Annotated in this window: 22 protein-coding genes; 10 read left to right on the top strand and 12 right to left on the bottom strand. The window is 69.0% G+C overall.

The window, feature by feature from the left end; translation table 11 throughout:
* The 3 genes from VFX99_RS13005 to sdhC all read right to left on the bottom strand — a co-directional run.
* On the bottom strand, positions 1–1,236 hold a 1,236-nt coding region (locus tag VFX99_RS13005; RefSeq protein WP_329666716.1), incomplete at its 3' end, for an FAD-binding protein.
* Positions 1,237–1,291: 55 nt separating this feature from the next.
* On the bottom strand, positions 1,292–1,744 hold the full coding sequence (locus tag VFX99_RS13000) for a succinate dehydrogenase hydrophobic membrane anchor subunit (RefSeq protein WP_329666718.1): 453 nt from the start codon (positions 1,742–1,744) through the stop codon (positions 1,292–1,294).
* A 2-nt stretch (positions 1,745–1,746) separates the two neighbouring features.
* The gene (gene sdhC / locus VFX99_RS12995) at positions 1,747–2,181 is read right to left on the bottom strand and encodes a succinate dehydrogenase, cytochrome b556 subunit (RefSeq protein WP_329666715.1); all 435 of its coding nucleotides are present in this window, start codon (positions 2,179–2,181) and stop codon (positions 1,747–1,749) included.
* Positions 2,182–2,378: 197 nt separating this feature from the next.
* Here sdhC and VFX99_RS12990 point away from each other — a divergent pair, with 197 nt between their 5' ends.
* From VFX99_RS12990 to VFX99_RS12950, 9 genes are all read left to right on the top strand, one after another.
* On the top strand, positions 2,379–3,494 hold the full coding sequence (locus VFX99_RS12990; protein WP_329666714.1) for a mannose-1-phosphate guanylyltransferase: 1,116 nt from the start codon (positions 2,379–2,381) through the stop codon (positions 3,492–3,494).
* A gap of 162 nt (positions 3,495–3,656) precedes the next feature.
* On the top strand, positions 3,657–4,763 hold the full coding sequence (locus VFX99_RS12985; protein ID WP_329666713.1) for a BMP family ABC transporter substrate-binding protein: 1,107 nt from the start codon (positions 3,657–3,659) through the stop codon (positions 4,761–4,763).
* Between the two features lie 117 nt (positions 4,764–4,880).
* Positions 4,881–6,401, top strand: coding sequence for an ABC transporter ATP-binding protein (locus tag VFX99_RS12980; RefSeq protein WP_329666712.1), 1,521 nt, complete (start codon positions 4,881–4,883; stop codon positions 6,399–6,401).
* Positions 6,398–7,690, top strand: coding sequence for an ABC transporter permease (locus VFX99_RS12975; RefSeq protein ID WP_329666711.1), 1,293 nt, complete (start codon positions 6,398–6,400; stop codon positions 7,688–7,690). Before VFX99_RS12980 ends, VFX99_RS12975 begins: the two co-directional genes overlap by 4 nt.
* A 29-nt stretch (positions 7,691–7,719) precedes the next feature.
* A complete protein-coding gene (locus VFX99_RS12970; protein WP_329666717.1) occupies positions 7,720–8,982 on the top strand; it encodes an ABC transporter permease in 1,263 nt (420 codons plus the stop codon).
* 5 nt (positions 8,983–8,987) lie between these two features.
* Entirely contained in the window at positions 8,988–9,389 is a 402-nt protein-coding gene (locus VFX99_RS12965; RefSeq protein ID WP_329666710.1) for a cytidine deaminase, read from the top strand.
* Positions 9,386–10,675 carry a thymidine phosphorylase gene (locus VFX99_RS12960; RefSeq protein ID WP_329666709.1) on the top strand — a complete coding sequence of 430 codons (1,290 nt, stop codon included), beginning with the start codon at positions 9,386–9,388 and terminating at the stop codon, positions 10,673–10,675. Before VFX99_RS12965 ends, VFX99_RS12960 begins: the two co-directional genes overlap by 4 nt.
* 91 nt (positions 10,676–10,766) lie before the next feature.
* Positions 10,767–11,882: an adenosine deaminase gene (locus tag VFX99_RS12955; RefSeq protein ID WP_329666708.1), complete on the top strand. Its 1,116-nt coding sequence runs from the start codon at positions 10,767–10,769 to the stop codon at positions 11,880–11,882.
* 234 nt (positions 11,883–12,116) lie between these two features.
* Entirely contained in the window at positions 12,117–13,055 is a 939-nt protein-coding gene (locus VFX99_RS12950) for a hypothetical protein (RefSeq protein ID WP_329666707.1), read from the top strand.
* An 88-nt stretch (positions 13,056–13,143) separates the two neighbouring features.
* Here the strand turns inward: VFX99_RS12950 and VFX99_RS12945 are convergent, their stop codons facing one another.
* From VFX99_RS12945 to VFX99_RS12910, 8 genes are all read right to left on the bottom strand, one after another.
* The gene (locus VFX99_RS12945) at positions 13,144–13,911 is read right to left on the bottom strand and encodes an alpha/beta hydrolase (protein WP_329666706.1); all 768 of its coding nucleotides are present in this window, start codon (positions 13,909–13,911) and stop codon (positions 13,144–13,146) included.
* 9 nt (positions 13,912–13,920) lie between these two features.
* Positions 13,921–15,072, bottom strand: coding sequence for a mannitol-1-phosphate 5-dehydrogenase (locus VFX99_RS12940; protein WP_329666705.1), 1,152 nt, complete (start codon positions 15,070–15,072; stop codon positions 13,921–13,923).
* Positions 15,072–15,509 carry a PTS sugar transporter subunit IIA gene (locus VFX99_RS12935; protein WP_329666704.1) on the bottom strand — a complete coding sequence of 146 codons (438 nt, stop codon included), beginning with the start codon at positions 15,507–15,509 and terminating at the stop codon, positions 15,072–15,074. Before VFX99_RS12935 ends, VFX99_RS12940 begins: the two co-directional genes overlap by 1 nt.
* Positions 15,510–15,615: 106 nt before the next feature.
* Positions 15,616–17,175 (bottom strand): PTS mannitol transporter subunit IICB, encoded by a 1,560-nt coding sequence (locus tag VFX99_RS12930; protein ID WP_329666703.1) that lies wholly within the window; start codon positions 17,173–17,175, stop codon positions 15,616–15,618.
* Between the two features lie 18 nt (positions 17,176–17,193).
* Positions 17,194–18,888, bottom strand: a complete 1,695-nt coding sequence (ptsP, locus tag VFX99_RS12925; protein WP_329666702.1) for a phosphoenolpyruvate--protein phosphotransferase — start codon at positions 18,886–18,888, stop codon at positions 17,194–17,196.
* 55 nt (positions 18,889–18,943) lie between these two features.
* On the bottom strand, positions 18,944–19,219 hold the full coding sequence (locus VFX99_RS12920; protein WP_329666701.1) for an HPr family phosphocarrier protein: 276 nt from the start codon (positions 19,217–19,219) through the stop codon (positions 18,944–18,946).
* Between the two features lies 1 nt (position 19,220).
* Positions 19,221–19,586 (bottom strand): PTS sugar transporter, encoded by a 366-nt coding sequence (locus tag VFX99_RS12915; RefSeq protein ID WP_329666700.1) that lies wholly within the window; start codon positions 19,584–19,586, stop codon positions 19,221–19,223.
* 131 nt (positions 19,587–19,717) lie between these two features.
* A complete protein-coding gene (locus VFX99_RS12910; protein WP_329666699.1) occupies positions 19,718–20,068 on the bottom strand; it encodes a hypothetical protein in 351 nt (116 codons plus the stop codon).
* Between the two features lie 137 nt (positions 20,069–20,205).
* On the opposite strand from VFX99_RS12910, the gene VFX99_RS12905 reads away from it, so the two are divergent.
* Positions 20,206–22,134 (top strand): BglG family transcription antiterminator, encoded by a 1,929-nt coding sequence (locus VFX99_RS12905; protein WP_329666698.1) that lies wholly within the window; start codon positions 20,206–20,208, stop codon positions 22,132–22,134.
* A gap of 14 nt (positions 22,135–22,148) precedes the next feature.
* Here VFX99_RS12905 and VFX99_RS12900 read toward each other — a convergent pair whose 3' ends face one another.
* Complete coding sequence (locus VFX99_RS12900; protein WP_329666697.1) at positions 22,149–22,733, bottom strand: GNAT family protein; 585 nt, start codon at positions 22,731–22,733, stop codon at positions 22,149–22,151.
* Positions 22,734–22,906: the final 173 nt, after the last annotated feature.

Here is a 22,906-nt window from a genome sequence, read left to right as displayed (position 1 = left end):
GTTGGTGCCGAGGCGGTTCGAGCCGTGCACCGAGACGCACGCGCACTCGCCCGCGGCGTAGAGGCCGGGAACGACCGTCGTGTTGTCGGCGAGCACCTGGGCGTCGTTGTTGGTCGGGATGCCGCCCATCGCGTAGTGGGCGGTGGGCATGACGGGCACGGGCTCGACGACCGGGTCGACACCGAGGTAGGTACGCGCGAACTCGGTGATGTCGGGCAGCTTGGTCTCGAGCACCTCGGCGCCCAGATGCGTGCAGTCCAGCAGCACGTAGTCGCGCGCGGGTCCCGCGCCGCGGCCTTCGGCGACCTCCTGCTGCATGCAGCGGGAGATGATGTCACGCGGTGCGAGGTCTTTGATGGTCGGTGCGTAGCGCTCCATGAAGCGCTCCCCGCTCACGTTGCGCAGGATCGCTCCCTCTCCGCGCGCACCTTCGGTGAGCAGGATGCCGAGGCCGGCGAGTCCGGTCGGGTGGAACTGGAAGAACTCCATGTCCTCCAGCGGGAGGCCCTTGCGCCAGACGATGCCCACCCCGTCGCCGGTCAGCGTGTGCGCGTTGGAGGTGGTCTTGTAGATCTTGCCGAATCCGCCGGTGGCGAAGATGACGGCCTTCGACTGGAAGACGTGCAGGTCGCCGGTGGCCAGCTCGTAGGCGACGACACCGGCGATCTGCGTGCTGCCGTCGGCCGCCTTCACCGTGACCAGGTCGAGCACGTAGTACTCGTTGAAGAAGTTGATCCCCAGCTTCACGCAGTTCTGGAACAGCGTCTGCAGGATCATGTGGCCGGTGCGATCAGCGGCGTAGCACGCGCGTCGCACAGGCGTCTTGCCGTGGTCGGCGGTGTGACCGCCGAACCGGCGCTGATCGATCTTGCCTTCGGGCGTGCGGTTGAACGGCAGGCCCATGTTCTCGAGGTCGATGACCGCGTCGATGGCCTCCTTGGCCAGGATCTCGGCGGCATCCTGGTCGACGAGGTAGTCGCCCCCCTTGACGGTGTCGAAGGTGTGCCACTCCCAGGAGTCCTCTTCGACGTTGGCGAGGGCCGCGGCCATGCCGCCCTGCGCGGCACCCGTGTGCGACCGCGTCGGGTAGAGCTTCGAGATGACCGCGGTCCGAGCTCCCGGCCCGGCCTCGATCGCTGCGCGCATCCCCGCGCCGCCGGCTCCCACGATGACGATGTCGAACTGGTGGTAGTGGACGCCGTCTCTGACGATGGTGCCTTCGGTCTGGGTGCTCACTGCGAGGTGCTTTCCGTCTCTGTGTCTACTCGATCGCCCGGTGTGCCGCCCGAAGTCAGGCGCACACTTCCTGCAGCCACGCGACGCTGTCCTCGGTCAGCCCGAGGCACGGGTCGAACGTGAACACGACGAGGGTGCCGAGGACGATCAGGAACCCGGCTGAGAGCCACAGCGCCCACACCAGCACACGGCGGATCTTCGCGTGGGTGACGTAGTCGTTGACGATCGTTCGCATTCCGTTGGCGCCATGGATCAGTGCCAGCCAGAGCATGAGCACGTCCCACCACTGCCAGAACGGCGAGGCGAACTTGCCGGCGACGAACGCGAAGTCGATCCCGTGGATCCCGTCGCCCACCATGAGGTTCACGAAGAGGTGACCGAAGATGAGGATGATCAGCGCAAGACCCGAGATGCGCATGTACAGCCAGCCGGCCTTCTCGAGGTTCGGGCCTTTGCGGCGGACGGCCGCCCGCGGTGAGCGCGGGGCGGCGATCGTGTCGGCGGTCATCATCAGTGCCCGCCTCCGATCGTCGAGAAGACGTTGATCAGATGACGCGGTGTGAACGCGAGCATGGTCACGACCCAGAGGCCGATGACACCCCACCACAGCTGCCGCTGGTGGCGGGTCGCCCACGACCAGAAGTCCACGAGGATGATCCGCAGCCCGTTGTAGGCGTGGTAGGCGACGGCGCCGACGAGGGCGACCTCGCCGATGCCCATGATCGGGTTCTTGTACGTGCCGATGACGGCGTCGTACGCCTCGGGCGACACGCGGATCAGTGCGGTGTCGAGCACGTGAACCAGAAGGAAGAAGAAGATGGCGACACCGGTGATGCGATGCAGCACCCACGACCACATGCCCTCGTTGCCGCGGTACAGCGTTCCGCGGGGGACTTTCGAGGTGGTCTCGGATACCGACGGTGTCAAGCGTGTGCCTGCGGACACGGTCGTCCTCCCTGCTCGGTGCGAGGTGGTCTCGGAGCCAGCGCGGACCATGCGCGGGCGCATTTCCATCCTAGGACCGCTGGAGCGGGGGCGGCGACGGGCGCGGTCCGGACGCCCTCTGCGCGGCGGCCGCCGGTACACATGTCGGACACCTCGGCGAAACGCGGCCGACGTCGGGCCGCGGCTACGGTGGAGGCATGTCTGAGCCCATAAAGGACTTCTACGCCGTCATCCCCGCGGGCGGCATCGGCAGCAGGCTGTGGCCGCTGTCCCGCGCCGATGCGCCCAAGTTCCTGCACGATCTCACCGGCTCCGGCCACTCGCTGCTGCGTGACACCTGGGACCGGCTCGAGCCGCTGTCCGGCGCCGATCGGATCGCGGTGGTCACGGGCCGCGCCCACCGCGCGGCGGTCGAGAAGGAGCTGCCCGGCATCGCCGACATGAACGTCTTCCTCGAGTCCGAGCCGCGCGACTCCGCGGCGGCGATCGGACTCGCCGCGGCGATCCTGTCGCGTCGTGAGCCCGACGTCATCATCGGCTCCTTCGCCGCCGACCATGTCATCCGCGGCACGCAGGTGTTCGAGTGGGCCGTGCAGCAGGCGGTCGCGGTGGCACGGGAGGGTTACATCTGCACCATCGGCATCCCGCCGACCGAGCCGTCCGTCGGCTTCGGCTACATGCGCAAGGCCGGGGAGCTGGTCGTGACGGGTGCGCCCGAGGCCGCCCTCGTCGAGCGATTCGTGGAGAAACCCGACCTGGACACCGCGCGCGAATATCTCGCGGACCGCTCGTACCTGTGGAACGCGGGCATGTTCATCGCCCGTGCCGACGTGCTCCTGGGCGAGATCGCCGAGAACGAGCCGCACCTCTACGCCGGTCTCATGGACCTCGCCGAGGTCTGGGACGACCGCGAGGCGCGCGGGCCCGTCGTCGACCGGGTGTGGCCGACGATCACCAAGATCGCGATCGACTACGCGGTGGCCGAGCCCGCCGCCGCCAAGGGCCGCCTCGCCGTGGTCCCGGGGCACTTCGACTGGGATGACGTGGGCGACTTCGCGAGCCTGGCCAAGCTCAACTCCCACGGACGCGGGAACGACCTGGCGATCCTCGGCGAGAACGCCCGGATCCTCGCCGATGCCTCCAGCGGCATCGTCGTGTCGCAGACCCAGCGGATCATCAGCGTCATCGGGGTCAAGGACATCGTCATCGTCGACACCGACGACGCGCTCCTGGTCACAACGAGTGAGCACGCGCAGCGGGTGAAGGGCGTCGTGGACGCCCTCAAACTCACCGGCCGCGGCGACGTCCTGTGATGGCACTGGATGCCGCGCCTACCGCGCCCGCGTGTCACCACATTGCGTCTTTGTAACCATTCCCGGCAGGACCGCGTTCTTGTGTGCGAGCGCGACGTCACACTCGGTAACTTTGTGCAGTCACCCGCGAAGTGCGCGGGGCACCCGTTATGGAGGCGTGAGTTGACAATCTCTACCACCAAGAAGTTCGCCGGGGTAGTTGCCGCCGCCGGACTGCTCGTTGCCCTTGCAGGCTGCGGGTCGGCACCCGAAGCCACCCCCACCGAGTCCGCAGACGCAGGCTCCGGAGCCGTCGAGGGCTTCCTGCCCTGCATGGTCTCGGGAACCGGCGGATACGACGACAAGTCGTTCAACCAGCTCGGTCTGGCCGGCCTGGAGCAGGCGGCCGAGGAGCTCGGCGTCGAATCGATCGCCGTCGAGTCGAACACGACGTCCGATTTCGCGCCGAACATCCAGAGCGTCCTCGACCAGAACTGCACGCTGGTCGTCACCGTGGGATTCGACCTCGCTGCCGCTGCTGCAGAGGCCGCCGAGGCGAACCCCGACGTGCAGTTCGTCTCGGTCGATGACATCGTCGACACGGACTTCGACGGCGAGACGGACTTCCCGAACATCAAGCCCGTCATCTTCGACACCGCGCAGGCCGCGTTCCTCGCCGGGTACGCGTCCGCTTCGCTGTCGACCTCGAAGGTCGTCGGCACGTTCGGCGGCAAGCCGTTCCCGACGGTCACCATCTTCATGGACGGCTTCAAGCAGGGCGTCGAGTACTGGAACGAGCAGAAGGGCGACAGCGTCCAGGTGCTCGGCTGGGACGGCACCGACGGCATCTTCACCGACGCCTTCGTCCCGGATCCCGCCGCTGAGAACGCCTCGCGTGGGCTCGTCGACCAGGGGGCCGACGTGATCCTGCCCGTGGGCGGCGGCATCTACCAGAGCGCCGCCTCCGTCATCCGCGACTCCGGCAAGGACATCGCTCTTCTGGGTGTCGACGCGGACGTCTACGAGACCGACCCTTCGGTCGCCGACCTGCTGCTCACCTCGATCCTGAAGGCCATCGACGTCGGTGTCTCGACGGCGATCATCGAGGCCGGCGAGGGCAACTTCGACGCCGCGCCCTACGTCGGCGTGCTCGAGGACGAGGGTGTCGGCATCGCGCCGTTCCACGACTTCGAGGACAAGGTCTCGCCCGACCTGCAGGGCGAGCTCGACGCCATCGTGGCCGGCATCGTCGACGGGTCCATCCCCGTCGACTCCTACCTCGCGGAGTAACCCGAGATCGGTGGTGGGGAGGCTGGATGACCGGCCTCCCCACTGCTGTCGGCGCGTGCATCCCGACGCGCGCCACCGCCGGTGCGTCGCTGCACCCCCGTCGCTAGGATCGGCACCATGAAGCTCGAACTCCGTGGGATCACGAAGCGGTTCGGAAGCCTCGTCGCGAACGACCACATCGACCTCGTGGTCGAGCCGGGGGAGATCCACTGCCTGCTCGGCGAGAACGGCGCAGGCAAGTCCACGCTGATGAACGTCCTGTACGGGCTCTACACGGCCGACGAGGGCGTCATCCTGCTCGACGACCACGTGCAGAACTTCCACGGCCCCGGCGACGCGATGCGCGCGGGGATCGGGATGGTGCACCAGCACTTCATGCTGATCCCGGTCTTCACCGTCGCCGAGAACGTCATGCTCGGTCAGGAGAACACCCGCGCCGGCGGACTCCTCGACCTGGACGCCGCTCGCGCGCGCGTGCGCGAGATCGCCGCCCGCTTCGGATTCCACGTCGACCCCGATGCTGTGGTCGAGGACCTCCCCGTCGGCGTCCAGCAGCGCGTCGAGATCATCAAGGCACTCTCGCGGGATGCCGAGGTGCTGGTCTTCGACGAGCCGACCGCCGTGCTGACACCGCAGGAGACCGACGAGCTGATGGAGATCATGCGCCAGCTCAAAGCGTCCGGCGCGTCCATCGTGTTCATCACCCACAAGCTGCGCGAGGTCCGCGAAGTGGCCGACCGCATCACCGTCGTCCGACTGGGCAAGGTCGTGGGCGAGGCGTCCCCGACCGCCTCCAACGCGGAGCTGGCCTCCATGATGGTCGGCCGCGCCGTCGAGCTGACCGTGCACAAGGAGCCCGCCAGGATCAACGACCAGGCGCTCGTCGTGCAGAATCTGAGCGTCGTCGATCCGCTCGGGCACATCGTCGTCAGCGACGTCAGCTTCGATGTGCGCGGCGGGGAGATCCTCGCGATCGCGGGTGTGCAGGGCAACGGTCAGACCGAGCTGGCGGAGGCGCTGCTCGGGCTGCAGCCCCTGGTGCGGGGCTCCGCCAAACTCGACGGGGAGGAGCTGGTGGGCCGCAGCGTCCGCCGCATCCTCGACGAGGGCGTCGGTTTCGTCCCCGAGGACCGCACCGAGGACGGTCTGGTGGGCGCCTTCACCATCGCCGAGAACCTCATGCTCGACCGTGCCAACGGTGAGCCGTTCGTGAAGGCCTGGAATGTCCAGCGGAAGACCCTCAACGACTTCGCGAACGAGCGCTTCCGCGAATTCGACGTGCGCGCCCAGAGCATCGACACCCCGGTGCGAAAGCTGTCGGGGGGCAACCAGCAGAAAGTGGTCCTCGCCCGCGAGCTGAGTCGCGATCTGTCGCTCCTGGTCGCCGCGCAGCCGACCCGCGGCGTGGACGTCGGATCGATCGAGTTCATCCACAAGCGCATCGTCGCCACGCGCGACGCGGGTGTCCCGGTCATCGTGGTCTCGACCGAGCTCGACGAGGTCACCGCCCTCGCCGATCGGATCATGGTGATGTACCGGGGCCGGATCGTCGGGATCGTCCCCGGCGGCACACCTCGGGACGTTCTCGGCCTGATGATGGCGGGCGAGCCCGTCGCCGGAGAAGGGGCAGCCGCATGAGCACCGCCGCCGCCGCATCGGTCCAGGGGGCGCCGCCGCCCTCCAAGTGGCACGCCACGTTCCTCAAGATCACCCAGGGCAATGCGATCATCTCCGTGCTGGCGATCGTCCTGGCGCTGTTGGTCGGCGGCATCATGATCGCCGTCACCGACGAGGAGGTCCAGGCCTCTGCGGGCTACTTCTTCGCGCGACCGGGCGACACTCTGGTCGCGATCTGGGACGCGGTATCGGGCGCCTACATCGCGTTCTTCCAGAGCGCCGTGTACAACTTCGGCGCGCCGACCTTCGCGCGAGCCATCAGGCCGCTCACCGAGACGCTGACGTTCGCCACACCGCTCATCGCGGCGGGGCTGGGCGTCGCCCTCGCCTTCCGCATCGGCATGTTCAACATCGGCGGCCGTGGTCAGATGCTGATGGCATCCGCTGCGGCGAGCTGGGTGGCGTTCTCGTTCGATCTGCCGTGGGGCCTGCACATGATCGTCGCCCTGGTGGCAGGCGTCGCCGCAGGTGCGCTGTGGGCCGGGATCGCGGGCTTCCTGAAGGCGCGCACCGGCGCGCACGAGGTGATCGTGACGATCATGCTCAACTACGTCGCCGTCTACCTCGTGCTGTGGATGCTGCGCACGCCCGGCCTCCTCCAGGCTCCGAACTCGAACAACCCCACGTCGCCGGCATCCAAGGACACCGCCGTCCTTCCCGCACTGCTCGGACCGCAGTTCAACCTGCACTTCGGATTCATCCTGGCGATCGCGGCGACGGTCCTGGTGTGGTGGATCCTGAACCGCTCCAGCCTGGGCTTCCAGTTCCGCGCCGTCGGTGAGAACCCCAACGCCGCGCGGGTGGCGGGCATCAACGTCAAGAACATGTACCTCTACGGCATGCTGATCTCGGGCGCCCTCGTCGGGCTCGCCGGAGTCAACCAGGTCCTCGGCACGATCACCTCGGGCTTCACGATCGACATCGACGCCGGCATCGGCTTCGACGCCATCACCGTCGCGCTGCTCGGCCGCTCGACGCCGTGGGGCACATTCGCCGCCGGCATCCTGTTCGGCGCCTTCAAGGCGGGCGGGTTCGGGATGCAGGCTGCCGAGCAGATCCCCGTCGAGATCGTCACCGTCGTCCAGTCCCTCATCGTCCTGTTCATCGCCGCGCCGCCGCTGGTGCGCTCGATCTTCTTCCTCCCTTCGCCTGAGCGCGATCGCCGCAGGCAGGAGAAGGCCCGCGAGAAGGCGCTGAAGGCACGCGTCGTCGGCGAAGCCGAAGCTGAGCTCGAGGGGGCGGCCAAGTGAGCACGCCCACCGTCTCCACCGCCGGCCTCATGCCCGGCGGGTCCGATGCGCCCGAAACGGCCGTCATCCGCAGCTGGAAGGCGCCGATCGCCCTCGGGGTCTTCGCGGTGCTCTACGGACTCCTGCTGCTCCTCGCTCCGCGCGGCGGCGACACCACGTTCCGGCTGTCGACGGATTCCGACGTGATCCAGCTGCCGGAGCTCGTCGTGCCGGTGGGTCTGACCACCTGGATCTTCTTCGTCCTGCTGGTCGTCCTGGCCGCGGCCTCCGCCTACTTCGTCCGGACATGGGGACGCACGCCGCTGTGGATCCTCATCGTCTACATCGTGGCGTTCGTCGTCGGGTTCCTCTCCTGGGCAGCCTCCGAGGAGACCATCCCCGTCGTCGGCCTCCTCGCCGGCTCGATCGCCCTCGCGGTGCCGCTCATCTACGGCGCCCTGGGCGGTGTGATCGGCGAGCGCGCGGGCGTTGTGAACATCGCCATCGAAGGACAGCTGCTGGCCGGGGCGTTCACCGCTGCGGTCGTGGCATCGATCACCCGCCAGCCTCTGCTCGGCCTGGTGGCGGCGATGGTCGCAGGCGCTGCGGTGGCGTTCGTCCTGGTCGCATTCGCGATCAAGTACCTCGTCGACCAGGTCATCGTCGGTGTCGTCCTCAACGTCCTCGTGATCGGACTCACCAGCTTCCTGTACTCGCAGGTGCTGCAGCCCAACGCCGCGCTCCTGAACAGCCCGCCCCGCTTCGACCGCATCCCGATCCCGCTCCTGAGCGAGATCCCGGTGATCGGTCCGGTGCTGTTCCGGCAGACCATCGTGGTGTACCTGATGTACATCGCGGTGGCGCTGGTGTACGTCGGCATGTTCCACACCCGGTGGGGACTGCGCCTGCGCGCCGTCGGCGAGCACCCCCAGGCGGCCGACACCGTCGGCATCAAGGTCAACGCGACGCGCTTCTGGAACCTGCTCCTCGCCGGCGCGATCGCCGGGATCGGGGGCACCGTGTTCACCATCGGCGCGGCCATCCCCTTCAACAAGGAGATGACGGGCGGCGCCGGATTCATCGCGCTCGCCGCCGTCATCTTCGGTCAGTGGGATCCGATCAAGGCGACCCTCGCCGCCCTGCTGTTCGGCTTCGCGTCGAGCCTGCAGAACACGCTCAACATCATCGGGTCTCCGGTGCCGAGCGAATTCATGCTGATGCTGCCGTACCTGGTCACGATCTTCGTGGTCGCCGGCGTCGTCGGACGATCTCGGGCACCTGCCGCCGACGGCAAGCCCTACATCAAGGGATGAGCCGAGTGACCGACATCGATTGGGACGAACTGCGCGCCGCGGCGACCGCGGCGAAGGAGCTCGCCTACGTGCCCTACTCGCGGTTCAGAGTCGGTGCTGCGGCGCTCGTCTCGGACGGCCGCATCGTCTCGGGCTGCAACATCGAGAACGCCTCGTACGGCGTGACGCTGTGCGCGGAATGCTCGCTGATCAGCGACCTGTTCATGTCGGGCGGCGGCAAGCTGGTCGCCTTCGTCTGCGTCGACGGCGAGGGTCGCACGCTCATGCCCTGCGGACGATGCCGTCAGCTGCTGTACGAGCACGCGATCCCGGGGATGCTGCTGGAGACCGTCTCCGGGATCCGCACGATCGACGAGGTCCTGCCCGACGCCTTCGGTCCACGCGATCTGGAAGAGGCGGCGCGGTGACGGTCGAGCACCACGACGCGGTGGACGTCATCCGCATCAAGCGCGACGGCGGGGAGATCCCCGAGGACGCGCTGCGCTGGATGATCGACGCCTACACGCGCGGGTACGTCGCGGACGCGCAGATGGCGGCGTTCGCCATGGCGGTGCTGCTGAACGGCATGACGCGCGACGAGATCCACGTGATGACCGATGCGATGATCGCATCGGGCGAGCGAATGAGCTTCGCCGGGCTCGGCAAGCCGACGGTCGACAAGCACTCGACGGGCGGGGTGGGAGACAAGATCACGCTGCCGCTGGCCCCGCTGGTCGCCTGCTTCGGCGTGGCCGTCCCCCAGCTGTCGGGGCGCGGGCTCGGCCACACCGGGGGGACGCTCGACAAGCTCGAGTCGATCCCCGGCTGGACCGCGGCACTGACCAACGACGAGCTCTTCGATCAGCTGCGCGACGTGGGCGCGGTCATCTGCGCCGCCGGCTCGGGGCTCGCCCCCGCCGACAAGAAGCTCTACGCGCTGCGTGATGTGACAGGCACGGTGGAGGCGATCCCGCTGATCGCGTCGAGCATCATGTCGAAGAAGATCGCCGAGGGGACCGACTCTCTCGTTCTGGACGTGAAGTTCGGCTCGGGGGCGTTCATGCAGGATGTCGAGCGGGCGCGCGAGCTCGCGCACACGATGGTGGCGCTCGGGACCGACTCGGGCCTTGCGACCACGGCCCTGCTCACCGACATGAACACACCGCTGGGACTCGCGATCGGCAACGCGAACGAGGTGCGCGAGTCGGTCGAGGTGCTCGCCGGCGGCGGCCCCGCCGACGTCGTCGAGCTGACGATCGCGCTCGCGCGCGAGATGCTGGCGCTCGCGGGCAAGCCCGACGCCGACGTCGAGGCGGCGCTCGCGGACGGACGCGCGATGGACTCGTGGCGCGCGATGATCCTCGCGCAGGACGGCGACCCGGATTCCCCGCTGCCTCAGCCGCGCCAGACGCACACCGTCACCGCGACCGAGGCGGGCTTCGTCACCCGCATGGACGCGCTGCCGTTCGGCATCGCCGCGTGGCGCCTGGGCGCGGGCCGCGCCCGAGCCGAGGACTCCGTCGTGCATGCCGCGGGCATCGACCTGCACGTCAAGCCCGGCGACGAAGTCACCGCCGGTCAGCCGTTGTTCACCCTCCTCGGGCACGATGAGGCGAGGTTCCAGCGGGCACTGACCGTACTCGAGGACTCGTGGGAGATCGGCTCGACCGCTCCCGACCCTCACCCGCTCGTCCTCGAGCGGATCACCGCGTGAGGCCTCGGCATCCGCTCATGTCCTTCCCGAATCACCGACCGACCACCACTCGAACCGCGCGGGCCGACGCCCGGCGCTGAGGAGACCGAATATGCCGATCGACCAGCATGGCGACACCAAACTCCAGGACGTCTCGATCCGGAGTCTGCCGAAGGTGTCGCTGCACGATCACCTCGACGGCGGCGTGAGGCCGCAGACGATCATCGAACTCGGCGACGCGATCGGGCTCGACGTTCCCGAGTCCGATGGCGACGCGCTCGCGGGCTGGTTCGCCGACCAGAGCGATTCGGGCTCCCTCGTGGAGTACCTGAAGACGTTCGACCTGACCACCGCGGTGATGCAGACGACGGAGGGTCTCACCCGCGTCGCACGCGAGTTCGTCGAAGACCTCGCCGCGGACGGAGTGATCTACGGCGAGGTCCGGTGGGCTCCCGAGCAGCACCTCACCCGCGGCCTCTCGCTCGAGGAGGCCGTCGAGGCGGTGCAGACGGGGATCGAAGAGGGCGAGGAGGCCGCGGAGCAGTCCGGCCGCGACATCCGGGTCGGTCAGCTCATCAGCGCGATGCGGCACACCGACCGCTCGCTCGAGATCGCCGAGCTCGCCGTCTCGTGGCGCGGACGCGGCGCCGTCGGGTTCGACATCGCCGGGCCCGAGGACGGGTTCCCGCCGTCGCGCCACAAGGTCGCGTTCGACTACCTGGCGTCGGAGTTCTTCCCGGCGACCGTGCACGCGGGCGAAGCGGCCGGTCTCGACTCGATCCGCTCGGCGCTCATCGACGGGCGCGCGGTGCGCCTGGGCCACGGCGTGCGCATCGCCGAGGACCTCGAGGTCATCTCACGCGCGGGTGACGAGGTGCTCGTGCAGTTCGGCGATCTCGCGCGATGGGTGCGCGATCGCGAGATCACGCTCGAGCTGTCGCCGTCGTCGAACCTGCAGACCGGCGCGATCGAGAAGTGGGGCACGGAGCTCGCCGACCATCCGTTCGACCTGCTCTACCAGCTCGGCTTCTCGGTGACGGTGAACGTCGACAACCGCACGATGAGCCGCACGTCGCTGACGCGTGAGCTCGCGCTGCTCGCCGAGACCTTCGAGTACGACCTCGACGACCTCGAGACGTTCCAGCTCAACGCCGCAGCGGGCGCGTTCCTGCCGATCGAGGAGCGGGAGGAGCTCATCGAGCTGATCGCGGAGGGCTTCGAGCGGTAGGGCGGCGGCGCCGGCGCGATGCGCGCAGTTCCTGGCAGCTGCTGCGCGGGTGTCCGCCAGATGGTTGTCACGCGCAGGCGCCCCAGCCTTCTTCCGGACATGCACGGCCGTGGCGAACTCTCAGACGATCCGGATGCCGCAGTGCGCGACTCCTCCCCACCCCGAGGTGCGCGTGAGTTCTTCGCGCCTCTCTCGACGGCGCGCCGAGCGGCGACCTCGTGCTCGGATCGGAGGATGCCGCCACGCTCTGGCCACATCGACGCCTTCACAATCGGCGAAGGGCGCGGACGCGGGCTCACGCGAGGTGAGATGCGGGGAACGGCATACCGGTCGCCGTTCTACGGCGTGCGTGAAGCGCTCGGCGGCCCGACAACGCTTGATGGAGCCGATCTTCGCCTCGCGAGGTACGCGCCGCACCTGTGGGAGCTCCGACTGCTTGCCGAAAGATACGCGCCGCGGCTCCGACCGGGGCAGTTCTACAGCCACGACACAGCGCTCGCGCTGGTGGAGGCGCCGACGCCGGACGGATGGCAGCCCGTACTGCACGTCAGCGCATACAGGCCGCGCAGCGGCCCCTCCACTCGCGGCGTCACGGGTCATCGTCTGCAGGTGCGCGAGCCCGCGTGGCGCACGATCCGAGGGCTTCCGGTCGAGCATCCCGCGCGCGCATGGGTGCAGACCTCGACCGGATGGTCGGCGGACGACCTCATCGCTGCGGCTGACGCGCTCGTCCTGGGAGCGCGCAGGCTGACCACCGTCGGCGCGCTGCGCGCGGAGGCGCTCGCGATGCGCGGACACGTCCTGGACGCCGTGCTCGATGACGTGCGCGATGGCGCGGAGTCGTTCCGCGAGACGCGACTGCGGCTCGCTTTCCGAAGAGCGGGGCTTCCGGAGCCCGAGCTGAACGTCGATCTGCTCGGGCCGTCCGGCGAGCTCATCGCACGCGTCGATCAGCTGTACCGGGAATTCGGTGTCGCAGCCGAATACGACGGCCGCCAGCATGCCGTCGATGCGCGGCAGTTCGCACGCGATGCCGACCGGTGGGATGCCATCCGCGCGGCCGGGTGGGATCACGTCCGCATCCTGCGACATCACCTCCAGCCCGACCAGTCGGTTGCGGTGGCGAAGATCGCCGCTGCCCTCGTTCGGGGCGGCTGGCGTGCCCCGCTCTGAATCCTCACTCATGTCGGGCAGATGGTCCGTCGGCGAACATATCTGCGCCATCTTCTGGACACGGACCGCCGACTGGCTTACGAGCGGCTCACCCGCCGAGCAGGAACGGGCCGAGGGCGTCGGTGATCTGCGCACGGATGTCGTCGTCCGGGATCGTCGCCGCGCCGTCGCCCGGCTGCGCTCCGTACGCGCCGAAGCCGGCGTGGTTGCCGCCGTCGATCTCGACGAAGATCGCGTCGGCGGGCAGCAGGTGTGCGGCGGAGTCGATCTTCTCCGGGGTGGACAGCCCGTCCTCGCTCCCCGAGATGCTCAGGGCGGCGAGGTCGGAGTCGGACAGGTCGTTCGCGCAATAGCCGGCGAACAGGACGAGGCCTTCCGTATCCGCCGCGAGCTGGCAGGCCCGGACGCCTCCGAGCGAGTGTCCGCCCACGAACCAGTCGGTGACGTCCGGCGCGAGCGCGGTGAAGTCCGAGAGCGGACGGAAGTCGAAGAACGCGAGGTTGAGGGTCGGCTTCGTGATCACGACCGTCGCGCCCTCCTCCACGACGCCGACCAGAGTCGCGGCATAGGCGAGCGGATCGACCTTGGCGCCCGGGATGAAGACGAGTCCGGACGTCGACTCGCCCGACGCCGGCGCGAGGACCCACGCCGCGCCCTCGTCGCGCAGCGTGACATCCGGATCGCCTCGCACCGCGGCAAGGGGCTCGGACTCGGCCGCCATCACGCCGATGTTCGCCCACAAGAGGAAGCCCACGACGATTGCGACGATCAGGACGCCGAGCGATCCCAGCACCCACGCGAGGATGCGCCGGCCGCGCCGTCTCCGCGGCGCCGCCGCGGGCGGGTCAGCCGTCACGCCGCGACGTCACGCGAGCTCGGCCTGCCGGGCCGCCACGATCGCTTCGACACGCGCGAACAGCGGGTGGTCCGGCTCGAGGCCGGTCACCGTCGCAGTGACGGATGCCGCATCCTGCTCGCGCAGCATGCGCTGGAGGTCGACGGACTGGGCGTCCTCGGCGTCCTCGAACGAGAGCGCCGCGCCCATCGCATCGACCAGGGCGTCCACCGGGAGGCCGCGCTCGGCGGCCTGCGCCGCGGGGCCCACGAAGCGCTCGTGCCGCGAGAGCTTGCGCAAAGGCTGCCGGCCGACCCGCCACACCGTGTCGGGCAGTGCCGGATTGCGGAACCGCCGCAGGATGGTGCTGCGGTACGAGGCGAGGTCCGCCGGGTCCAGCTCGTGCTTGGCGACGAGCAGCCCTGACGTCTCCTCCAGCGCCGCGGCGACCCGCGCGGCGATGGTCTCATCGGCCAGGGCTTCGGCGATCGTCTCGACCCCGGCGATCGCGCCGAAGTACGCCGTGGCGGCGTGCCCGGTGTTCACCGTGAACAGCTTCCGCTCGATGTACGGCGCGAGGTCGTCGACGAAGTGCGCGCCGGGAATCGTCGGCGGATCGTCGCCGAACGGAGGCCGCTCGATCGCCCACTCGTAGAACGGCTCGACCGTGACATCCACCCCGGAGCCCTCCGGCTGCGCCGGGACGATCCTGTCGACTGCGGTGTTGGCGAATACGGCGCGTCCCTCGAGGGCGTCCCAGGCCTCGCCGGCGATCGTCGCGATCTCGTCGCGGAGCAGGTCGGTCGCGTTGATCGCGTTCTCGCAGGCCATGATCTGCAGCGGCGGCGAGGACGGGTCGCGCAGCGCGAGACCCGCGACGATGTGCGGGGCGACGAACTTGAGGATGGTGGGGCCGACGGCGGTCGTGACGACGTTCGCGCCCGCGACCTCTTCGATCACCTCGTCGGGATGCGTCGCGCTGTTGATCGCGCGGAAGCCGGTCACGACGGTGTCCGTGCCGCCCTGACCGACCTCGTGGACGGTGTACTCCGACACGTCGTTGATCGCATCGACCAGCGGCGCCGCGACGTCCGAGAAGACCAGCTCGTAGCCGCCCTGGTGAAGCAGCAGCCCGACGAAGCCGCGTCCGATGTTGCCGGCGCCGAAGTGGACCGCCTTCATCAGACGCCTGCCGCGGACACCAGCTTGTAGAGCTCTTCCGGGGAGTCGGCCCGTTTGAGGGTCTCGACCTCGTCCTCGTCGGAGAAGAGGATCGCGATCTGCGACAGGATCTCGAGGTGCTCGTCTCCCTTGCCGGCGATGCCGACGACGAAGGTGACCGGCTCGCCGCCCCAGTCCACGCCGCCGTCGTAGCGCACGACCGAGAGGGCCGAGTCGAGGATGGTGTGCTTGGTCTCGTTCGTTCCGTGCGGGATGGCCAGTTCGTTGCCCATGTAGGTGGAGACCGTCTCCTCACGCTGCTGCATCGCGTCGAAGTACGCGCTGGTGACCGCACCGGCGGCCTCGAGGATATCGGCCGCCTCCTTCATCGCCTCTTCGCGCGTCGCGCTGCCGGAGTGGATCCGGACCTGGCCGGGGCTCAGGACGTCACGTGCCATGTTGTTCGCCTTTCCTACTTCGATGGGATGCTGCTGGACCGAGTCGCGGCAGAAAGCCGCGGAGCCGGGGGCATCTCGCCGCCCGACCCCGCAGCCGTCTCAGCGCCTACTTACCATCCTGGTGCTGGTCGCGCACCAGTTCCACGACCTCGTCGTATCTCGGCGAATTCATGAAGTTGTCCACCGACACGTGCACGGCGTTCGGGGTCTGGTGCCGGGCCCGGTCCGTGAGCTGGTTCTGCGTGATCACCAGATCGGCCGACGGGTCGAGGTTCGCGATCGCCTTGTTCACGACGGTGACATCCTCGATGCCCGCCTTCTTGATCTTGTTGCGCAGCACGCTCGCGCCCATCGCCGACGAACCCATCCCCGCGTCGCACGCGAACACGATGTTCTTGATCTGGCGCTCCGTCATCACGGCCGGGTCGATGCCGCCGCCGCTCGCGGTGACAGCACCGCCGCGGAGTCCGCCGAGCGCGTCGGAGGACTTGCCCTTCGCCGCCTCGGTCTGCGTGATCGCCGCGCCGAACGCGTCGTCCGTCGCCGCCATGGCCTCGAGGTCGCGCTTGCGCGAGGCCCTCAGGATGATGGCTGTGATCACGAAGGTGACCGCCGCCGCGAGCACCACCGAGAGGATGACGGCGAAGTACGAGCCGGCGGCCGTCTGGGCGAGCACAGCGATGATGCTGCCCGGCGCCGCCGGTGCGCGCAGCGCGCCGCCCAGGAGCATGTTCGTCGTGACACCGGTCGCGCCACCCGCGATGAGCGCCAGGATCACCATCGGCTTCATGAGCGCGTACGGGAAGTACACCTCGTGGATGCCGCCGAAGAACTGGATGATCGCCGCACCCGGGGCCGAGGCACGCGCCGCGCCGAGGCCGAAGAAGGTGAAGGCAAGCAGCAGACCGACACCGGGACCAGGGTTGGCCTCGAGGAGGAAGAGGATGGACGAACCGTCCTCCGCCGCCTGCTGGATGCCGAGAGGTGTCAGCACACCGTGGTTGATGGCGTTGTTCAGGAACAGCACCTTCGCCGGCTCGATGATGATGCTCGTCAGCGGGAGCAGGTTCATCTCCACGAGCCAGTTCACCGCGTTGCTGAGGATCTGCATCAGTCCGTTCACCAGGAAGGCGATCGGGTAGAAGCCCACCACCGCCATGACGAAGCCCCAGATGCCGGCGGAGAACATGTTGACGAGCATCTCGAAGCCCGCCCGGATCTTGCCCTCCCAGAGGCTGTCGAGCCACTTCATCGTGTACGCCGCGAGCGGGGCCATGATCATCGCACCGATGAACATGTGCACCTGGCCGAGGGGAGCCTCGCCCTCCGGCAGCGTCGAGTTGAACTGTGCGATCAGGAAATCCGACCCGGCGATCGCGCCCATGACGGCGATCGAAGCGACGACACCGCCGCGGATGCCGTAGACGATGTTGCCGCCCGTGTAGGCGATGATGATCGGCAGCAGGTAGTGGATGAACGGCCCGACGATCGTGGCCAGGTCGGCGTTGGGTGTCCACCCCACCTCGATGAAGAACGCGGTGAAGATGCCCCACGCGATGAGCGCGGGGATGTTCGGCATGATCATGCCGGACAGGAACGTGCCGAAGCGCTGAACTCCGACCCGCGCCTTGCTGGTGCCCGCTGGGGGCGCTGACGCCGTTGTCATGGCGGTGCTCCTTCTTTCCTAGGACTTCGCGGCCGCACGTGCGGCCGCATTCTCGGTGGTGGTTGCCGCGGCCTCGCGAGCCGCGTCTCTTGCGGAGGCAGCGTCGTTCGCGGCCAGCGCTGCCTCGGAGATGACTCGGGCATCATCGAGGGAGTACTGCAGGAGTGACGCCCGCACGTCGGCGAGAGCCGTCGGCGCCATGGAGAGGCTCGTGGCTCCGAGCCCGACGAGCACGACCGCCAAGAGCGGATCGGCAGCGGCCTCGCCGCAGATGCCGACAGGCTTGCGGTGGACGCGGCCGGCATCGCCGACCTCCCTGATCAGACGCAGCACGGCGGGGTGCCAGGGGTCCTGGAACGCGGCGACCGAACCGAGGAGCCGGTCGGCAGCGAGCGTGTACTGCGTGAGATCGTTGGTGCCGATCGATGCGAAGTCCGCGTCGACCAGGATGCGATCGGCCAGGAGCGCGGAGGACGGCACCTCGACCATGACCCCCGCGGTCCGGATGCCGTAATCCCTCGCGATCGCCGTGAAGTACTCGGTCTCCTCGACGGTGGCCACCATCGGCGCCATGACCCACAGGTCTGCGTCGGTCGCGGCATCCGCTTCGGCGAGGGCGGTGAGCTGCTCACGCAGGATGTCCTCGCTCGCACGAAGCGCACGGATGCCGCGCAGTCCGAGCGCGGGGTTCTCCTCGTGCGCGTCGTTGAGGAACGCGAGGGGCTTGTCGGCTCCGGCGTCGAGCACCCGGACCACGACCTTCTTGCCGGGGAACGCCGCCAGCAGCTGGCGGTAGGACTCGCGCTGCTGCTCGACGGTGGGCGCCTGGTTCGCGCTGAGGAAGAGGAACTCGGTGCGGAACAGGCCGACCCCCTCTGCGCCGAGGGCGACGGCCTCTTCGGCGCCCTCGGGCTTTCCGAGGTTCGCCAGCAGCGGGATCGCGGTGCCGTCGCCGAGCGCTCCCGGGGTGATCGGAGCCGACGCCGCGGAGGCGCGATCGGCGGCGCGGTTGTGCGCACGCTCGAGCTCTTCGGCCGTCGGCTGTGTGGTCACCACGCCGGCGGCGGCATCCACGATCACCATCTCACCCTCGATGAGTCCGGTGGCATCGACCGCGCCGACGACGGCGACGATCGACTTCTCCCGCGCGAGGATCGCCGTGTGCGAGGTCGGCCCGCCCTCCGTCGTGACCAGCGCGAGCACCTTGTCGAGATCGAGCAGGGCCGTGTCGGCGGGTGCCAGATCCTTCGCGACCAGTACGAACGGATGCCCCGGATCGGGAACCCCCGGCGCGGGAACGCCGCGCAGACGGGCGATCACGCGCTGAGCGACGTCATCGAGGTCGGCCGCGCGCTCGCCGAGATACCCGCCCATGGCGGTGAGCGTCTCGCGGAATGTCGCGAAGGCGTCGTGCACCGCGAACTCCGCGGTCTTGCCGGCCCCGATCCGCGTGTCGATCTCAGCCTCCAGGCTCGGGTCCTCCGCCATCATGGCCTGCGCTTCGAGCACGTCCTGCGCGGCGCCGCCGGCCTGCGCACCACGCTGTTCGAGCTCGCGCGCGACTCCTGCGACGGCATCCCGCACGCGGGCCGTCTCCTCGTCGCTGCTCAGGGCGCTCGGCGCGTCGCCCGGCGGCGGGAACGGCTCGGCCATGCGGGCGACCGGCCCCTGGGCCACGCCCAGCCCGATTCCTACGCCCCTCAGTTCGGTCATGATCTTCCTTCGCGCGTTCTGGTCATGATCTGCTCTTTCCGGGTTCGCTCATCGGTCATGCCGCATCGTGATCGGTCGAGAGCAGCTCGCTGAGGTGATCGAGTGTCGCCTCGGCTCCGTCGCCGTCGGCGGTCAGGGTGACGTAGTCGCCCTGCTCGATGCCCAGTGCGATGACCCCGAGGATGCTCGCCGCGTTGACCGGGGCTCCGGCATCCTTCGAGATCGTCACCGGGATGCCGGAGTCCTTCGCCGCCTGGGCGAAGAGCTTCGCGGGCCGTGCGTGCAGACCGTGCGAGGATCCGATCCGCACGGTTCGGGTGAGAGGGGGCATGTCAGTCCTCTTCCTGTCGGACATCGGGGGAAGCGCCGCGCACGGCCGGGACGGCCCCGTCGGAGTGGGAGATGGCTTCTTGAACCAGGGCGAGTGTGCGTGTGCCGTCCAGATCGGAGAAGATGTCAGGCGGCAGGAGGACCACCGTCGTGCCGCGCTGGGCGGCATCGCGCTGGATCCGTTCCACCGCATGGGCCAGGTGCGGACCGACGAGGACGACATCCGCGGCGTCGAGGTCGATCGGCAGGGAGAGTTCGGTGCCGGCGAACGCCGAGTACGCCAGGCCCCGGTCGTGGGCGGCATGCCGGACGCGCTGAGCCACGAACGTGCTCGACGCTCCTGCACCGCAGACCACAAGGATCCTCATCGACCCCGCCTTTCCGTGTGGCCATTCTTGTGAAAACGCTGGGAGCCGACAACCAGCGAAGTTTCCGGAGGGGCGGAAAGCGCTGCGGCCCCGACGCCCTGTGCAGGGAGCCGGGGCCGCAGCGAGGCTGATCACTGGGTGAAGTAGGCGTTGGCCTTCGGCGAGAAGAGGAACACCAGGCCGATGACAGCCAGGATGCCGGCGATGAGCGCTCCCCAGAAGTTGACGCCGATGACGATCGCCCACACCGCGACGACCAGGTTCAGTACGAACAGGATGGCCATGATGATGCGGGCGGCGTTGGTGCCGCGGAACAGTCCGAGGCTGACGGCGATCGTCAGGATGCCGATGGCGAGGGCGACCCACGCGTCGATTCCCGCGCCGGCGAGAAGGCCGATCACGGCGCCGATGATCTGTATAGCGCCGCTGATCCATGCGAGCACCGCGACGATGGTCACCCCTGCGGGGCGTTGTCCTGCCATGTCCACTCCTAACGCGAGGTCTGCCGTCGGTCGGCGGCGAGATCACGGTATCGTGCGCTCTTCTCGCACCGCCATCGCCACGCTGGCGCGTGATTGACTGGCGGGAGCGCCGCTGCGACGATGCGCGAGGGGACGATGTGACCAAAGCGAGACAGGACCGCCTGCTGGGTCTCCTCGCGCGCGATGGGGAGTGGGCGACGGCCGCCACCCTCGCGGACAGCATCGGGGTCACTCCGCGGAGCATCCGCTCCTACGTCACCGCGATCAATGCGCGCGTTCCCGATGGTGTCGCGGTCGAATCGGGTCCGCAGGGCTACCGCGCGGGCGCGGATGCGTCGGTGGCGCTGCGGGTCACCGCTCCGGCGGATGGATCGACCCCGCGTGACCGGCTCCACACGCTGGTCCGGGCCCTCCTGGACGCGCAGGACGGCATCGACGTGTTCGAGACCGCGGATTCCCTTCACGTGAGCCCCGCGACGCTCGATGCCGATCTCGCCCGGGTGCGGGGGCTCCTGGGCGGAACCGAGCTGACGCTGGAGCGGTCGGCGTCGCGGGCGCGGCTGCGCGGGACCGAGATGGCCCAGCGCAGGCTGCTCAGCCGGCTCGCGCACGACGAGATGGACGCCGGTTCATTCGACCTCGAGGCGCTTCGTCGCACGCTCGGCGAGGGGTCCGTCGGCGCCCACGCCTTCGGTCCCTTCAAGACCGATCTCGTCGCCGAGCTCGGTGCGCTCGGCTACTTCGTCAACGAGTTCGGCATCGCCGACGTCGTCATGCACATCGCGATCGCAGCCGACCGGGTGGCGCGCGACCGGGGGCTGGAGGGGACAGCCGGCGAGGTGCGTCCCGCGCAGCAGGAGGTGGCTGCGATTCTCGAACGGCTCGTGCAGCGCCACCTGGGGGTGACGCTCGGCGCAGGCGATCTGCAGCATCTGTCGACGCTCGTGCTCACACGCGTCGTCGCGCCCGGCGCCTCGGCGCCGTCGGATCAGGCGCGATCCCGCCTCGATCCCGAGGTCGAATCCGCGGTGCGTCAGGTTGTGGAGACCGCCGCAGCAGAGTTCCTGGTCGACATCGCGCACGAGGACTTCATCCTGCGCCTCGCACTGCACGTGCAGAATCTGCAGCACCGCGCCCGGGAACAGGCGTGGTCGCGCAACCCGCTCACGAAGTCGCTCAAGTCGACGTACCCGATGATCTTCGAGGTCGCCGTGTTCATCGCGAGCGGTCTGCAGCAGCGCCTGGGCATCCCGCTGCTGGACGACGAGATCGCCTACATCGCGATGCACGTCGGCGGACGGCTCGAGCGCAGCCGCAGGGCGGATCAGCTGCTGACCGCGACGATCGTATGCCCGGGCTACTACGAGCTGCACGAGCTGCTGCGCTCCAGCGTCGACCGATCGCTCGGCCAGGCTATCGAGGTCGTCGGCGTGGAGACCCGCGTCGATCCCGATTGGGGCTCGATCGACACCGACCTCGTGCTCACGACGATCGACCCCGCGATCCCCGGCGACCGCTTCGTGCGGATCCAGCCCTTCCTGACGGATGCCGATGTGGATCGCGTGCAGACCGCGGCCGCGCGGATCCGGCGATCCCGGCGTCTGGCGCGGCTGCGCAAGGAACTGGAGCGCTACTTCGTGCGGTCCGCCTTCGTGCGAGGCGTGGATGCCGAGGGCGGCGAGGAGGGCGTCATCCGCCACCTCGGTGGTCTCCTGGTTGCGGAGGGCGTGATCGACCAGGACTACGTCGAGCGCACGATCGAGCGGGAGCGGCTGTCATCCACCGCGTTCACCGACGCCCTCGCCGTGCCGCACGCGCTGAGCATGACCGCCACGCGCACGGCGATCGCGGTGGGCATCGCCGATCCGTCGATCCCTTGGGGGGAGGGACGCGTGCAGGTGGTGGCGGTGGTGGCCTTCTCGGAGTCCGACCGCGAAGCCTTCCAGACCGTGTTCGAGCAGTTCGTGGAGGTCTTCTCCGAGCGCGACAGCGTGCACCGCATCGTGCGCCGCAGCGTCGATTTCGCCGGCTTCCTCGACGAGCTCGTCGCCGTGATAGACGGCTGACGCCGCGGCATCCGTCAGTCGCGCGCGAGTCGGGCGTCCAGGCCCAGCCGCACGGCCGGCCACTCTGCGGGCAGGATCGAGAACACCACGGTGTCGCGAAGCGTGCCCTCGGCGCCGATGCGGTGGTTGCGCAGCACGCCGTCCTGCTTCGCACCGAGACGGGCGATGGCCTCGCGGGACTGGCGATTGTGCCAGTGCGTGCGGAACTCGACGGCGATGGCGTCGCATTCCTCGAATGCGTGCCCGAGCAGCAGCCGCTTGGCGGCGGTGTTGACGGCCGTGCGCTGGGCGCTCACCGCGAGCCACGTCGACCCGATCTCGACGCGGCGATTCGGCTGGTCGATGTTCAGGTAGCTCGTCATGCCGACGGCGCGTCCCGTGTCGAGTCGTCGCACCGCCCACGGGTTCGACGACCCGTCCTCGCGCAGGGCCAGGCGGTCGCGGATCTCGGACCCGATCGCGTCGGGAGCAGGAACCAGCGTGTACCACGCGTGCTCCAGCCCGTCTGCCGCCACGGCCAGGTCGGCGGCGTGGTCCGGGGCGAGCGGCTCGAGCCGCACCCACTCGTTCTGCAGGCTGATCGGGTCGCGCAGGAGCATGCGTCGAGCCTACGAGGCGTCCTCGGCCTGCATGGCGGCCTGCGCGGCGGCCGCGGCCGCGGCGGGATCGGACGTCCGGGACGCTGCGCGAGCCGCGGCGAGCGCTCGCCTGCCTGCGGGCAGCCACACCGCACCGGCGAGCACAACGAAGGTCAGCATCCCGGAGCCGATCA

This window comes from Microbacterium sp., from assembly GCF_036277215.1.
In the GTDB taxonomy this organism is placed as follows: domain Bacteria; phylum Actinomycetota; class Actinomycetes; order Actinomycetales; family Microbacteriaceae; genus Microbacterium.
Note: the sequence above shows the minus strand (reverse complement) of the source record. Positions and strands in the feature narration are given on the sequence as shown.